A 14,575-nucleotide genomic window follows, 5' to 3' on the forward strand; every position below is an offset into this window, starting at 1 on the left:
GCACTACGGCGACAGCTACGTCAACGCCTTCTGGGACGGCAAGCAGATGACCGACCGCCCTGCGGGCCGGCGCCCCGGCGACCGCGCCGCGGGTGCGGGCCGTGGTCGCCGCGCTCGACGCGAGCAGCTGGCCGGCCGCCGCCGTCGAGGCCCGCCTGGTCGCCGCCCGGGTCGACCGCCGCCACGCCCGCGACCACCTCACCCAGGCGGCCGCCGCCGCGCACCGCCGGGGGCCGGCGACCCTGCGCGCCCGCGGCTGGTTCGCCGAGGCGCTGCTGCGGCTGGACGGTGCCGACGACGCGGGTGCGGCGGCGGCGGTACGGGCGGGACTGCGCATCCTCGACGAGCACGCCGCCGCCCTGGGCGCCACCGACCTTCGGGTCCACTCGGCGGCGCACCGGCGGGAGCTGACCGGGCTGGGCCTGCGCATGGCCCTGCGCGACGGCCGGCCCCGCCGCGTCCTGGAGTGGGCCGAGCGTGGCCGCGCGAGCCGCCTGGAGTACCGCAGCATCCGCCCTCCCGACGACCCACGCCTCGCCGAGCTCCTCGCGGAGCTGCGCGGCATCGTCCTCGAGGAGGCCCGCGCCGAGGGGAAGGCCCGGACCGGGCGCCAGGTCGCCCTGGAGCGGCTGATCCGCGACCACACCCGGCAGCGCCGGGGCACCCCGGGCGGCCCGCCCACCCCGCCGGTCCCGCCGGCCGCCCTGACCGCGGCGCTCGGGGACTGGGCCCTCGTCGAGTACCTCCAGCTCGACGGCGTCCTGCACGGCCTGACCCTGGCCGGCGGCCGGCTGCGGCTGCGCCCGCTGGGCGCCGCGCAGCGCGTCGCCGAGCTGGCCGAGCGGCTGCCGTTCGCGCTGCGCCGGCTCACCCGCCCCGGCCCCGCCGCGGCCCTGCTCCTGCTGCGGCAGGCCGCGGCCCGGCTCGACGAGGCGCTGCTCGCCCCGTTCCCGGAGCTCGCCGACCGGCCCCTCGTCGTCGTGCCGACCGGCGTGCTGCACGGCGTGCCGTGGTCGGTGCTGCCGTCGCGGGCCGGCCGGCCGGTCACCGTCGCACCGTCGGCGACGCTGTGGCACGCGACCACGACCCGGGGTTTCGCCAAGGGCGGGGTCGCGGTCGCGGCCGGCCCCGGACTGCCCGGCGCGCACGCCGAGGCCCACGAGGTGGCGGCCGTCCACGGCACCAGTCCGCTCGTCGACGGCGCCGCCACGGTCGCCGCCGTCCTCGACGCCCTCGCCAGCGCCGGCCTCGTCCACCTGGCCGCGCACGGGCGGCTCTCGGCCGAGCATCCGCTCTTCTCCGACCTGTCGCTCGCCGACGGGCCGCTCGTCGTGTACGACCTGGAGCAGCTGCCCCGGGTCCCGCACACGGTCGTGCTCGCCGCCTGCGAGAGCGGGCGCTCCGTCGTCAGCACCGGTGACGAGCTGCTCGGGCTGGGTGCCGCCTTCATCGGGCGCGGGGCGGCGCAGCTGGTCGCCTCGGTGCTGCCCGTCCCCGACGCGGCGACGGCGCCGCTCATGGTGGCGCTGCACAAGGCCCTCGCCGCCGGGATCCCGCCGGCCGAGGCGCTCGCCGGCGCCCAGCTCGGGCTGGCCGGCGCCGACCCGCCGGCCCTTGCCGCCGCGGCCGGCTTCGTGTGCCTCGGCTCGGGCCGCGAGGCGCCGCTGTGAGAGCGCTCTTGCGCGCTGGCGATACCGTCTGCGGTCGATGGACGACTCGTTGTTCACGTATCCGGGCGCTGCGCCGGCCACCGAGGGTGGCGCGGCGCTGCTGCGCGACGCGGGGGAGCGGGCCTGGGCCCTCGTGCGGGAGCACGCGCCCGCCCGGCGGTACCGGCCGGGGGAGCCCGTCGTCGCCGCCGGCGCCGACGAGCGCTGCCTCTGGATCGTCGCCGACGGACTCGTCGAGGTCGCCGACGGCCGCCATCGGGCCGAGATCGGCGCCGGGGGTGTGTTCGGCGAGCTCGGCTTCCTGGACGGCGCGCCGTCCGCGGTGCGGGTCCGGGCCCGGACGGATGCCACGGTACTGCGGCTGACCCTCGACGGCTTCGAGGTCCTCGCCGGCAAGGATCCGGCCCTGGCCCGGCGGCTGCTGTTCGACCTGGCCCGGGTTCTGGCCGTGCGCCTCCGCGACCTGCGCCGGCTGGCCTGACGTGGCCGCGCACGGGTCGCTCACGGCGACGCTCGACCTGCGCGGCCGCTGCACGCTCGTCGTCGCCGAACCCGGCCGCGAGCCGCGCCGGGTCGACGTCGCGGACGTCGTCGAGCTGGGCCGCGGCGACGGGCCGGGACTCGTCGGCCTCGACCACCCCGGGGTGTCCCGGCGGCACGCGCGCCTCCAGGCCACCGGCGGGCGGCTCGTGGTCACCGACCTGGGCAGCCGCAACGGGACCTTCGTGGACGAGCGCCGCATCACGGCCCCGACGGTCCTCGCCCCCGGGAGCGTCCTGCGCGTCGCGGGCGTCCGCCTGATCCTCGCCTCGCCGCCGGCCGGAGCCGGAACGGGAACGGCGGGAACAGCGGGAACGGGAACCGGAGCTGCCACGCCGCGGCCGGCGCGCCGCCCGATCCTGCGCCGCGTGATCCCGGCGGGCGCGGCGGCGCAGGCCGTCGAGGCGTTCCCCAACTACCTCAAGCTGCGGCGGCGCGTCCCGGCGAACTGGTGGTACGCCGCCCAGGCCGCCGCCGTGCTCGCCGCGCTCGCCCTGGTCGCGACCCTGCTCGCCCGCCCCGCGCTCGGCCTGACCCTGCTGTGGCGCCTGGCCGTCCCCGTCCTGCCGCTGGTCTGGCTCCTCGCCCCCGGCGTGTGGCGCAACAGCTGCCCGCTCGCCGCCACCAACCAGCTGCCCCGCCTGCTGCGCGTCACCCGCGCGCTGGAGCCGCCGCGGTGGCTGCGGGAGCACGGGTACGTCGTCGCCGTCGCGCTCTTCCTCGCCGCCGTCGGGCTGCGCCGCCCGCTGTTCGACCACAGCGGACCTGCCAGCGCCGCCCTGCTCGCCGCCGCCCTCGCCGGCGCCCTGCTCGGCGGGCTGCTGCTCAAGGGGAAGAGCGGCTGGTGCTCGTCGGTGTGCCCGCTGCTGCCGATTCAGCGGTTGTACGGCCAGACGCCGTTCACGGTCGTCCCCAACAGTCACTGCCGGCCCTGCGTCGGCTGTGCCAAGCACTGCTATGACTTCAACCCCACCGTCGCGTACCAGGCCGACCTGCACGACCGCGACCCCCGCTGGACGGCGCCGCGGCGGTTCTTCGCCGGGTGCATGCCCGGCGTCGTCCTGGGGTACTTCCTGGTCCCGGCCCCGCTGTTCCCGCTGGTGGTGCTCGCGAGCGCCGGCACGTTCTTCGCCCTGGAGGCCCTGGCGCGGGTCCGGGCGAGCGATCTGGCCGCCGTCTACGGCGCGGTCGCGATCAGCCTGTACTACTGGTGGTGCGCACCGGCCCTCGCCGCCACGCTGCACGCGCCGCCGCTGGCCTGGGTGCTGCGGCTGGGCGTGCCGGCCGTGGCGGTGGTGTGGCTGTGGCGCACGCTCGGGGTACGGCGGCGCTTCGTGCGGCACACCGCCGCGCAGCCCGCCATCGCGACCGCGCTGCCCCTGGCCCTGCACGGGGCCCGGCTCGCCGACGGGGTGGAGGTCACGTTCGAGCCGCACGGCCGGCGGGTCGTCGCCGAGCCGGGCACCAGCCTGCTCGAGCTCGCCGAGCGCGACGGCCTGCCGATCGAGGCCGGCTGCCGGATGGGCGTCTGCGGCGCCGACCCGGTGCGGGTCGTGTCGGGCGAGCTGTCCCCGCCGACCGAGGACGAGGCCGCCACCCTGCGCCGCCTCGACCTCGGCCCGTCGGCGCGGCTGGCCTGCTGCGCCCGCGTCCGCGGCCCGGCGGTGATCGCGCTCGCCCCGGAGCCGGCAAGCCCGCCGGTCCCGCCGCCCGCCCCGCCGCCCGCCCTGCCACCCTCTGCCGGACCCTGGTCGAGGCGGCAGCGGCGGCTGGTCATCGTCGGCAACGGCATCGCCGGCGTGACCGTCGCGCAGGAGGTGCGCCGCGCCGATCCCGACCGGGACATCCAGGTGGTCGGGCGGGAGCCGCACCCGCTGTACAACCGGATGGGCATCGCCCGGATGGTCTACGGCCGCTCGGCGATGACCGGCCTCTTCCTGCAGGCCGAGGACTGGTACGAGCGCCGCGGGATCACCTGCTGGCTCAACACCCGCGCGGTGGAGCTGTCCACAGTGGACCGTACCGTGACGCTGGGCACGGGATCGGTGCTCCACTATGACGACCTCGTCATCGCGACGGGCGCGCGGGCGAGCGTCCCGGCGCTGCCGGGCGCGGCCCTGCCCGGCTGCTTCGTGCTGCGCGACGCCGACGACGCGATCCGCATCCGCGCCTACGCCCAGGAGCACCACGCCGCCCGGGCCGTGGTCGTCGGCGGCGGCCCGTTGGCGGTCGAGGGCGCCTACGCGCTGCACCGCCTCGGCCTGGCCGTGTCGATCGCGCTGCGCGGCCCGCACCTGCTGGCCCGCCACGTCGACCCGCCCGCCGCCGCCCTGCTGACCGCGTACCTCACCGCGCGGGGCATCGCGGTGGTGCCGCACGCGCCGCCGGCCGCCGTCGAGGGCACCGACCGCGTCCGCACGGTGGCCCTGGCCGACGGCCGGCGGATGAGCGCCGACCTGGTCCTGCTGTGCGCCGGCGCCACCCCTGACGCGTCGCTGGCCCGCGCGGCGGGCCTGGAGGTCCGCCACGGCATCGTGGTGGACGGTTCGCTGCGGGCGGCCCCGGGCGTCTTCGCGGCCGGGGACGTGGCCGAACTGCGCGGCACGGTGTCGGGCCTGTGGCCGTCGGCCGTGCACCACGGCCAGGTCGTCGCGGCCAACCTGCTCGGCGGCACCCGCACCGCGGCCGAGGACCGCACCCCGGTCCTGGTGAAGGACATCGGCCTGGACGTGCTGTCCGCGGGCCGGCGCGACCCGCTGCCGGGCGACCGCGTCGTCACGGGCGAGGAGGGCACGACGTACCGGCGCCTGCTGTACACCGGAGACCGCCTCGTCGGCGCGATCCTCGTGGGCCTCCCGCGAGAGGCCCCGACGGTCCTCGCCGCCCTGCGCTCCTGACCGTGGCCGTGCCCGTCAGCGCTCCAGCCGCCAGATGATGATCTGCCCGTTGTTGTCACCGCTCGCGAGCAGCCTGCCGTCCGGCGAGAACGCGACGCACTGGACCGGCCTCGAGTGCTCCCCGAGCGGCGACCCGATCGCCGCGTGGCCGGCGACGTCCCAGAGGCAGACCTTGGCGTCACCGCCGCCGGAGGCCAGCGTCCTGCCGTCGGGTGAGAACGCCACGCCGATGCTCGGGTTGACGTGCCCGCGCAGCGGGTCGCCGATCTGGGCGTGGGTGGCGGTGTCCCAGATCCGGACACAGGTGTCGTCCCCGACCGCGGCGAGCCTCGTCCCGTCCGGGCTGAACGCGACGTTGTTGATCGAGCCGGCGCTTCCCTTGAGGTCCGGGCCGGTCGGGCGCCCGTCCCCGACGTTCCACAGCCGCACGTCGTTGTCCATGTTCGTGGCGAGCACGCGGCTGTCGCTGGGGTGGAAGACGGCGAAGTTCGTGTGCGTCGCGTTCGTGAACGGCACCCCCGTCCCGCCCGCGTCGGGGAACGTCCAGGTGCCCAGCACGTTGTCGTCGAGGACGGCGAGGGTCTTCCCGTCGGCACTGAGGGCGACGTCGTTGACCGCCTTGAAGTCGCCGAACGACAGCTTGACCGGCTCCAGCGTCGAGGTGCTCCAGATGATGACCCGGCCTTCGGCGCCGCCGGTGACGAGCGTCGCGCCGTCGGCGCTGAGGGAGTACCCCCAGATCGAGTTGGTGTGACGCTCCTCCTGGCGGACCTCTCGCCGCCCGGCGACGTCCCACTTGCGGACGGTGGAGTCCATGCTGGTCGAGAAGAGCACGTTGCTGTCCTTCGGGTGGAACACGAGCCCGGCGACCATGTTCGTGTGGCCGTCGAGCGCGCCGAGCCGGGTCGCCCCGCGTACCGGCTTGAGCGGCCGGTCCCGCAGCCACCACACCGCGCCTCCGGCGGCGCCGGCCACGGGGACGGCGACCGCGGCGGCCAGCAGCGCCCGCCGCGAAACCCGTCGCCGACCCGCCCCACCGTCGGCCGGGGCCGGCGCTGGGGCCTGGGACGGCGCCGAGGACGGCGCCGGGGCCGGGGCTGGCGCTGGGGACGAGGCTGGGGACTGCGCTGGGGACGGCGCCGCGGCTGGGGCTGGGGACGAGGCTGGGGACGGCGTCGGGGCGGGCGGCTTCTCCGGCGGGCCCGGGACGGCGGCTGGCGGCGCCGGGACGTTGATCATCACGTCGGGCGCCGAAACGCCGATCACCGGGGGAACTGCCGGCGGCGCGCCCGAAGGGGCCGGCCGGCTGACCGCCGCGGGCCCCGGCGGCACGGTCGCCGCGCCGAACGCCGCCGGCGACGTGGGAGCCGAGGCGGCGGGAACCGTGGAGACGGGGGCCGCGGAGGTGTGGGCTGGCGCGGCGGGAGCCGCGGAGCTTGGGAACGGGAATGCGGGAGACGTGGGCGCCGCTGCGCCGATCCCGGGCGGTGATGAGGTAGCGGCAGCGTCGGTGGCGGCCGTGACACCGATCGCCGGTCCCTGGGTAACGGGTCCCTGGGAAACAGGTGCCCCGGAGGCGGGAGCCGGGGATGCGGGCGCCGAAGATGTCGGGGCCGGGGGCGTCGGACCCGGTGTCGTCGGGGTCGCCGCGCCGACCGTGGGTGGAACAAGCGGCGGCGCGGGCGCGTCGATCGCCACGGTCGGGGCCGGGGCCGGCTGGGGTGCCGCTGCCGGGCGGGCCAGGAGGCTGCCGTCCGCCACCACCAGCTCCGGCTGGTCGATCACCGTCGGTGCGATGCCCAGGGTCCGGTGCAGCAGCGTCCCCGCCAACGGGACCCGCGACGCGCCGCCGACCAGGAACACCCCCGCGATCGCCTCCGGGGCCAGGCCCGCCTCCCGCAGCGTGCGCAGCGTCAGCTGCACCGTGCGGTCGATGTAGGGGTGGGCCGCCCGCTCGAACTCCTCGCGGGTCAGGTGCAGTTCGGCGTCGGCCAGCGGGACGTGCAGGTGGGCAGCGGAGTGGCGGGACAGTTGCTCCTTCACCGCCCGGGCCGCCCGCCACAGGGACAGGCGGGCCTGGCGGTCCGCCGGGGACTGGGGCCAGTCCAGGCGGCCCCACGCCGACGGGTCCGGGGCCAGGGTCCGGGCGTGGCCCACGACCACCGCGTCCAGGTCCAGGCCGCCCACGTCCGGCAGGCCGTTGGTCGCCACGACCTCCAGGCCGTCCACCGTCTGGCGGACCACGCTCACGTCGAACGTGCCCGCGCCCAGGTCGTACACGACCAGGGAGCGGCCGGGCGGGATGTCCCGGCCCAGCACCCGCAGGAAGTAGGCCGCCGCCGCCACCGGCTCCGCGACCAGGCCGACCTCGCCGAGGCCGGCCCGGCGGGCCGCGTCGGCGAGGACGCCGAGCCGGGGGCGGCTCCAGACCGCCGGGTGCGTCAGGACCACGCTCGTCACCGGGCGGCCGGCGACCCGGGCGGCCTCGTCGGCCACCCGGCCGAGCACCGCCGCGACCAGGTCCACCACCGGGTACTCGCGGTCGCCGAGCCACACCGTGCCGTCGTCGACCCGCCGCTTCGGGTTCGCCTCGAAGCCCGCCGGGGCGGCTGCGGCGGACCGCTCGGCATCGAGACCGGTCAGCAGGCCGGTGAACAAACCGGTGAGCGGGGCGCCCGCGCCGACCGACACCGCCGAGGACAGCAGCGGCGAGGCGTCGAAGAGCAGCGGCCGGGTCCGCCCGTCGGGGCCGCCCAGCACGGCGACCGTGGTGGAGGTGCCGAAGTCGATGCCCAGCCGGTACCCCTCGGTGATCACGACGCCACTGTAGGGACCGCCGGTGCGGAAGAACACCCGCCGGTCAGGTGGTCGCCGCGGCCAGGGTCTCCGGGAAGAGTTCGTCGAACACCGCTGTGCGCTCGAACGCCATCGCGTGGGCCCGGCCGAGCTGCTCCAGGCGGCGCCGCTCCGACGACGGCATGTCCAGGACCACCCGGTCCAGGGCCGCGGCCAGGCCGGCCACGTCGCCCGGCTCGACGATGACGGCCGTGTCGCCGACCGCCTCGCCGGTGCCGCCGGTCAGGGTGGTGACCACCGGGCCGCCGCCCGCCAGGAGCTTCTCGGTGAGCGCGATGCCGAACGTCTCGACGAAGTCCGGCTCCGGGCGGGTCGGCAGCGCGTAGGCCGCGCAGCCGCGCATGAGCAGCGGCTTCTCGGCGTCGTCGACGTCGGTGAGGAAGATGACCCGGTCGTCCTCCTTGGCCATCGCCTGCACGTGCTCCAGCGCCGGGCCGGTGCCGGCGACCACCAGCTTCACCTTCGACCGGCTGCGCATCTGGCCGTACGCGATGACCAGGTCGTAGATGCCCTTGGCGCGGGCCACCCGGGAAAGGAACAGCACGTATCCGTCGCGTTGCAGGCCGCGGCGGGCCAGGGCCGCGTCGACCCGGGCGTCGTCGAGGTCGGTGTAGGCGGACACGTCAATCGGCGGGTACGAGACCTCGACCCGGTGGCGGGCCTGCGCGGCGAACGTGGTGCCGCAGTGGGCGTCGACCCGCTCGGCGGCGTCGATGATCTCGTCGCGGGTGTAGGCGGAGACGGCCACCACCCGGTCGCTGCCGAGGTACGTGGTGAACAGGGAGACCGCGGCGCCGAACCGGCCCTCCCGCAGGCAGGACTTGATCACGTTGGTGACGTCGGAGCCGACCGCCTTGGCGATCGTGCGCACGTCGGGGGCGAACCCGGCGGCGCGGGCCGCAGTGACCGCGTCGGCGACCACCGCCGTGTGCGGCACGAGGTACATGGACAGGCACGTGGTCGGCACGGGCTCCATGAGCAGCTCGACCAGCCGGCCGGTGAGCCCGGCGAGGTGGCGCCCGTCCGGGACGCGGTAGTCGCCGACCGGCTCGGGGCGTTCGACGGTGATCCCCGGGCTGTACGGCAGCAGGCGGTCGAGCGGCTTGAGCGGCAGGCCGGCCGCCTGCAGCGCCGGGATCGGCCAGGTCAGCAGACGCACGTCGGTGAAGCCCCGGGTCAGGGCCACCTCGGCGATGTTGCGGGCTTCGCCGGAGTGGCCGCAGATGACCGGATCGGCGCGGACGACGATGACGAGACGGCGGGAGGTCATGTGGTACCTCCGGATCCTCTTCGTGGATCGGACAACGACGGCGGACGGGCCCGGCGTCCCCAGCTCGACGGCTCCGGACCGAGACGGATGTGCAGCCGCCCACCACGATGCACCTCGGTCCCGCTGAGGTGCGTGGCGTCCAGCTCCCGCCCGTTGAATGTGACCGCCTGCACGTACTGCGGCGGCGGGTCGTGCTCGATGCCGTCGGCGCCGATCGGTGCCTCGACGTGGCCGCTGGTCTCCACGACGAGCTCCCGGTCGCCGACCCGGATCGCGCCCCGCTCGAAGGCGGGCGCGTTGACGAGGAACAGGTTCTGCCCGGCGACCGGGAACAGCCCGAGCGACGCCCAGACGTACCAGGCGCTCAGCCCGCCGGAGTCGTCGTTGCCCGGCAGCCCGCCCGGGCCGGTGCCGAACTGCCAGGTCAGCGCCGAGTGCACGATCTGGGTGGTGCGGTCGGGCCGACCGGCGTAGTGGTAGGCCCACGGCGCTTCCATGTCGGGCTCGTTGTTGAGCCCCTCGAAGCGCTGCAGCGCGTAGCCGGCGGCCATCTCGGCCGGGTCCGGGCGCCGGCCGGGCTGGATGACCGGCGGCGCGTCGAACCCGAAGAACTGGTCGAGGTTGTAGAGGAACGCGGCGTCGCCGCCGCCGAGCGCGATCCGGGCGGCCATGTCGTGCAGCAGCCGGAACGAGTAGTTCCATTTGCCGCCCTCGTAGAACTCCGAGTCGCGCAGCAGGCCGGTCGCCGGGTCGAACGCGTTGACCCAGCCGCGGCTGCGCCGCTCCAGGTCGTCGGCGAGCGACACGTCGTTCAGCGCCCGGGCGACCTGGGCGGTGCAGTGGTGGGCGAACGCGAGGTCGAGGGTGTGGCTGATCGGGTGTACCACCCCGTGCTCGAAGAAGTCCTCGCCGTACATCCGGCGCAGGTCGTCGACCATGTGCACGAGCGCCCAGCTCCAGTCCAGGCCCGGCCGGCCGAGCGCGTGCGCGTCGGCGAGCGCGGTGTGCGCCAGGGCGCTGGCCTGCCGGAAGAACCGGTCGGCGCCGCGGGCCATCCGGTAGCCGATCGGGAAGTTGCCCTCCTCCTCGCAGACCCGGATCAGCGACTCCAGCAGGTCCGTCGCCCGGTCCGGCGCGATCGCCGACAGCAGCGGCAGCTGGGTCTTGTAGATGTCCCACATGGTGCAGACGTCGAACGCGAACGGCCCCGAGTTGGGCCAGAACGGGCTCTCGTCGTCGGCGAAGCAGGGCTTGATAAGGGAGTGGTACACCGCGGTCGTCATCACCCGCCGCCGGGCCGGCGTGCCGCCCTCGACCCGGACCCGGCCGAGGTGGTCCTGCCAGCGCTCCCGGGTCGCCGCGCACACCCGGTCGAACGCCGGGCCGTTGCCGCCGCACTCCTGCTCCAGGTTGCGCCGGGCCTGGTCGGGGCCGCGCAGCGAGAAGCCGAGCCGGATCTCCACGGTCTGGCCCGCGGTGGTCGGGCCCATGTAGAGCATGCCGAACGGCCGCAGCGTCGTGGGCCGGATGCTGTCGAAGTCGAGCCGGGTCCCGCCGTCGATGAGCCGCCGGTCGTACCACAGCATCTGCCGCCAGCGGGGACTGTCGACCTCGACGTGCACCGAGAGGGGGACGCCCTCCATCACGACGGTGCCCTGCATGCGCCCGTGGCCCAGGCTCTCCGCGTGGGCCCGCAGCGGTACCGTCCGGCCGAGCTCGATCGCCAGGCCGCCGCAGGACAGGTCGATGACGATGCGGGCGTTGCTGTGCTCCGGGAACGTGTACCGGTGGACCGCGACCTTCGCCCCGACCGTGATCTCGCAGCGTACGCCGGTGCCGAGCGTCGCCGCGTAGTAGCCGGGCTCGGCGATCTCGTTCGTCAGCGGCCACGCGCTGCCGAGGTCGTCCAGCGGCTGCACCATCGGCGTGACCCGCACGTAGTTGTAGTACTTGCGGATCGCGCCCGTGCCGGACTGCTGGAAGTGCGTGAAACCGGACGCCTGCAGCCGGTCGAACATCTCCTCGGGCACGCCCTCGGTGTTCTTCGTGTACCGACCGTAGCCGGTCGGGTAGGCGCCGGAGTACGCGCAGGCGGAGACCATGCCCAGCGGCGACGTCGCGCCGGGGTGGGTGTTGCCGACCTGCGGCTTGGGCCACCACCACGTCGCGGCGAGGCCCCGCGGCTGGGGAAGGGCGGTCGCCGCGGTACCGATGAAAGGGTCCACTTCGTCAAGAATGCGGGGACTCTACCCCGCCGCCGGCCGCCCCGTGGTTTCGGCGACGTGAACTCCGCCGGGGCCGCCGGTGAGGATCGCCCAGAAGGTGAGCGCGAGCCCGCTCAGCGCCATCCCGGCGACGGCGACCGCGGTCCAGCCGCCGGCCATCCACAGCATGGCCGCGGCGGCTGAGCCCAGGGCGCCGGCGATGAAGTTGCCGGTGATGTAGGCGGTGTTGAGCCGGCTGCGGGCCTGGGCCGAGACGGCGAAGATGCGGGTCTGGTTGAGGATGCCCTGGGTCTGCATCGCCACGTCGAGCAGCACGATCGCGGCCAGCACGAACACCACGCTCTGCCGGGCGGCCAGGGCGACGCCGAACGCCGCCAGGATGCCCAGCCACGCCAGCCCGGTCGCCGGCAGCGACCAGCCGCGGTCGTGCAGCCGGCCGGCCCGCTGCGCGGCGACCGCGCCGGCCAGCCCGGCCAGCCCGAACAGGCCGATGACCGGCACCGGGTAGCCGAACGGCGGGCCGCTGAGCAGGAACGTGAGCGCGGTCCAGAACATCGTGAACGCGGCGAAGCCGGTGGCCGCAATGAGCAGCGTCCAGCGCACCGTCCGCTCACGCAGCGCGACGGTGGCGATCGAGGCGATGAGCCGCGGGTACGGCAGGTGGTCCTTCGGCGGCAGCGGCGGGATCCGGCGGTACAGGATGATCGCCAGGACGACCGCGAGGACGGCGGCGCCGGCATAGACGGACCGCCAGCCCGCCACGCCGGCAACCAGGCCGCTCACCGTGCGGGAGGCCAGGATGCCGGTCAGGATGCCCGACGCGACGACGCCCACGACCCGGCCGCGCTCCCGGTCGTCGGCCAGGTCACCGGCGAGCGGGGTGATGATCTGCCCGGCCACGGTGGTGATCCCGAGCAGCGTGATCGCGGCCAGCAGCACCCCGATCGACGGCGCCACGGCGCACAGCACCAGCGCGACGGCCGCGCTGACCAGCATGACCGGGATGAGCCGGCGGCGGTCCAGGACGTCGCCGAGCGGGACGATGAGCAGGATCCCGGCGGCGTACCCCAGCTGGGTGGCGGTGATCAGCCAGCCCGCCGCGCCCTGCGAGGCGTGCAGGTCACCGGCGATGAGGTCGAGCAGCGGCTGGGCCCAGTAGAGGTTCCCGACCGCGGCCCCGCTGGCGACGGCGAACAGAAAGATCAACGAGCGCGGCACGGTCACATCCTCGACTAGTCTTCAGATCATGCGGGTGCGGACGGTGGACTACCACACCGGGGGTGAGCCGTTCCGCATCGTGCCGGCGCCGCCGGTGGAGATCCCCGGGCGGACCGTGGCCGAGCGGCGCAGGTTCGCGATCGGCGACCCGGCCGTGGACGGCCTGCGGCAGATGCTGTGCTTCGAGCCGCGCGGGCATGCCGACATGTACGGCGGGTTCCTCGTGCCGCCCGACGACGACGGCGCCACGCTCGGCGTGCTCTTCTGGCACAAGGACGGCTTCTCCACCGCGTGCGGCCACGGGACGATCGCCCTCGGCGCCTGGGCGGTGCGCAGCGGCCTCGTCCCGGCGCCCGGGGACGGCGCCGCCGACGTGGTGATCGACGTGCCGTCGGGCCGGGTGACCGCGCGGGTGCACCGTGCAGCCGGCCGGGTGACCTCGGTCGACTTCGTGAGCGTCCCGTCGCACCACATCGCCACCGCGGTCGAGGTGCCGACGTCCCGCGGCGTGGTGCTTGCCGACGTGAGCTACGGCGGCGCGATGTACGCCCAGGTCGACGCGGCCACGGTCGGCCTGCCCGTGACCCCGTCCGCGCACCAGGAACTGATCGCCCTGGGCCGGGAGGTGAAGCGGGCGCTCGGCGAGGAGTTCTACGGCACGATCCTCTACGAGCGGCTCGGCCCTCTGCACCACCGCAACGCCACGGTCTTCGCCGACGGCGAGCTGGACCGCTCGCCGTGCGGCTCCGGCACCGCGGCCCGGGTGGCCACCCTGGCGGCGACCGGCGAGCTCGCCCCCGGCGAGGTGCTGGTCCACGACTCGATCGTCGGCTCCCGCTTCACCGCCTCCTATCCGGCGGGCGACGTGGTGCGGCCGGTGATCACCGGCATGGCGTACCCGACCGGCGAGCACGAGTTCGTCGTCGACCCCGACGACCCGATGACGCCCGGGTTCGTGTTGCGATGATCCCGTACCTCGACGCCGCCGAGATTGCCCGCCGCGTGCCGCCCGCCGCGGCGGTGGCCGCCGTGGAGGCGGCCCTGCGCGGCGGCCTCGACCCGGCCGCGGGCGTGCCCCGCTCGTCGGTCCGGCTCCCGGCCGGCGAGCTGCTGCTGATGCCGGCGTCGTCGCCGGCCCACGCCGGGGTGAAGCTGGCGGCGGTCGCCCCCGGCAACGCGGCGCTCGGCCTGCCCCGGATCAGCGCCGTGTACGTCCTGTTCGACGGCGCGACCCTGCGCCCGGTGGCGTTCCTGGACGGCACCGCCCTGACGACGCTGCGCACCCCGGCGGTGTCGGTGGCCGCGGTCCGCCCGGCGCTGCCCGCCCGCCCGCTGCGCGTCGTGGTGTTCGGCGCCGGCCCGCAGGGCGTCGGCCACGTCGAGACCCTGGCCGCGGTCGCCGACCTGGCCACGGTGGACGTGGTGGTCCGCACCCCGGCGCGCGTGTCGGTGCCGTGGCCGGTCCTGGAGGCCGGCTCGCCGCCGGTCGCGGAGGCACTGCGCGCCGCGGACGTGGTGGTCTGCGCGACGACGGCCCGCACCCCGCTGTTCGACTCGGCCCTGCTGTCCCCGTCGGCGGTCGTGGTGGCGGTGGGCTCCCACGAACCGGACGCCCGCGAGGTCGACGCCGCGTTCTGCGCCCGCGCCACGGTGGTGGTGGAGGACGTCGGGACGGCGCTGCGCGAGTGCGGCGACGTGATCCAGGCGATCGCGGAGCACGCCCTGACCCGGGACGATCTGGTACCGCTGACCGAGGCGGCCACCTGCCGCGCCCCGCTGCTGTTCAAGGGCTCGGGCATGGCCTGGCAGGACCTGGTCGTCGCCGAGGCCGTCCTCGCGGCGGGCTAGCCGCAACGCCGTTCAGTTAGGCCGGTGAGTGGGTTGTCAAGGTTCGTCGGT

General features: G+C 75.8%; 9 protein-coding genes. 5 read left to right on the forward strand and 4 right to left on the reverse strand.

Annotated elements, in window-relative coordinates:
- Positions 1-92 precede the first annotated feature (92 nt).
- From ABZS66_RS54835 to ABZS66_RS54845, 3 genes are read left to right on the forward strand one after another with little or no spacing between them, the layout of a single operon-like run.
- Positions 93-1,670: a CHAT domain-containing protein gene (locus tag ABZS66_RS54835; RefSeq protein WP_354771775.1), complete on the forward strand. Its 1,578-nt coding sequence runs from the start codon at positions 93-95 to the stop codon at positions 1,668-1,670.
- 37 nt (positions 1,671-1,707) lie between these two features.
- Positions 1,708-2,151, forward strand: coding sequence for a cyclic nucleotide-binding domain-containing protein (locus tag ABZS66_RS54840; protein WP_354771777.1), 444 nt, complete (start codon positions 1,708-1,710; stop codon positions 2,149-2,151).
- Position 2,152: 1 nt separating this feature from the next.
- Complete coding sequence (locus tag ABZS66_RS54845; RefSeq protein ID WP_354771779.1) at positions 2,153-5,107, forward strand: FAD-dependent oxidoreductase; 2,955 nt, start codon at positions 2,153-2,155, stop codon at positions 5,105-5,107.
- Between the two features lie 15 nt (positions 5,108-5,122).
- Here the strand turns inward: ABZS66_RS54845 and ABZS66_RS54850 are convergent, their stop codons facing one another.
- Genes ABZS66_RS54850 through ABZS66_RS54865 form a run of 4 tightly spaced genes read right to left on the reverse strand, consistent with a single transcriptional unit; the run spans position 5,123 to position 12,676 of the window.
- The gene (locus ABZS66_RS54850; RefSeq protein ID WP_354771781.1) at positions 5,123-7,924 is read right to left on the reverse strand and encodes an Hsp70 family protein; all 2,802 of its coding nucleotides are present in this window, start codon (positions 7,922-7,924) and stop codon (positions 5,123-5,125) included.
- A gap of 43 nt (positions 7,925-7,967) precedes the next feature.
- Positions 7,968-9,233 carry a glycosyltransferase gene (locus ABZS66_RS54855; RefSeq protein ID WP_354771783.1) on the reverse strand — a complete coding sequence of 422 codons (1,266 nt, stop codon included), beginning with the start codon at positions 9,231-9,233 and terminating at the stop codon, positions 7,968-7,970.
- Positions 9,230-11,458, reverse strand: a complete 2,229-nt coding sequence (locus ABZS66_RS54860) for a glycoside hydrolase domain-containing protein (RefSeq protein ID WP_354771785.1) — start codon at positions 11,456-11,458, stop codon at positions 9,230-9,232. Before ABZS66_RS54860 ends, ABZS66_RS54855 begins: the two co-directional genes overlap by 4 nt.
- Before the next feature lie 21 nt (positions 11,459-11,479).
- A complete protein-coding gene (locus ABZS66_RS54865) occupies positions 11,480-12,676 on the reverse strand; it encodes an MFS transporter (RefSeq protein ID WP_354771787.1) in 1,197 nt (398 codons plus the stop codon).
- A 28-nt stretch (positions 12,677-12,704) separates the two neighbouring features.
- On the opposite strand from ABZS66_RS54865, the gene ABZS66_RS54870 reads away from it, so the two are divergent.
- The gene (locus tag ABZS66_RS54870; protein ID WP_354771789.1) at positions 12,705-13,643 is read left to right on the forward strand and encodes a proline racemase family protein; all 939 of its coding nucleotides are present in this window, start codon (positions 12,705-12,707) and stop codon (positions 13,641-13,643) included.
- Positions 13,640-14,524, forward strand: coding sequence for an ornithine cyclodeaminase family protein (locus ABZS66_RS54875; protein ID WP_354771791.1), 885 nt, complete (start codon positions 13,640-13,642; stop codon positions 14,522-14,524). The genes ABZS66_RS54870 and ABZS66_RS54875 overlap by 4 nt, the downstream gene beginning before the upstream one ends.
- Positions 14,525-14,575: the final 51 nt, after the last annotated feature.

It is taken from the genome of Dactylosporangium sp. NPDC005572 (genome assembly GCF_040605515.1).
Taxonomy (GTDB): Bacteria; Actinomycetota; Actinomycetes; order Mycobacteriales; family Micromonosporaceae; genus Dactylosporangium.